This window comes from Pseudomonas sp. SIMBA_068 (genome assembly GCF_046534705.1).
In the GTDB taxonomy this organism is placed as follows: Bacteria; Pseudomonadota; Gammaproteobacteria; order Pseudomonadales; family Pseudomonadaceae; genus Aquipseudomonas; species Aquipseudomonas putida.
In genome coordinates this window covers 1-228 of the sequence record NZ_JAWRYI010001921.1, presented here as the reverse complement: position 1 = coordinate 228, position 228 = coordinate 1, and the positions used below count along the sequence as shown (strand labels likewise).

Annotated in this window: 1 protein-coding gene; it reads left to right on the top strand. The window is 51.8% G+C overall.

The features are described 5' to 3' along the window. Nucleotides 1-228, top strand: a 228-nt coding sequence (locus SB756_RS36485; RefSeq protein WP_410914138.1) for a POTRA domain-containing protein, incomplete at both ends; no start/stop codon positions are given.

Here is a 228-nt window from a genome sequence, read left to right as displayed (position 1 = left end):
GGTAACACCAAGTTTGCTGATGAAGACCTGATCGACCTGTTCGAACTCAAGACCACCAACTGGTTGTCGTTCTTCAAGAACGATGACAAGTACGCCCGTGAAAAACTGTCCGGTGACCTGGAACGTCTGCGCTCCTACTACCTGGACCGCGGTTATATCAACATGGATATCGCTTCGACCCAGGTGTCCATCACCCCGGACAAGAAGCACGTCTACATCACCGTCAAC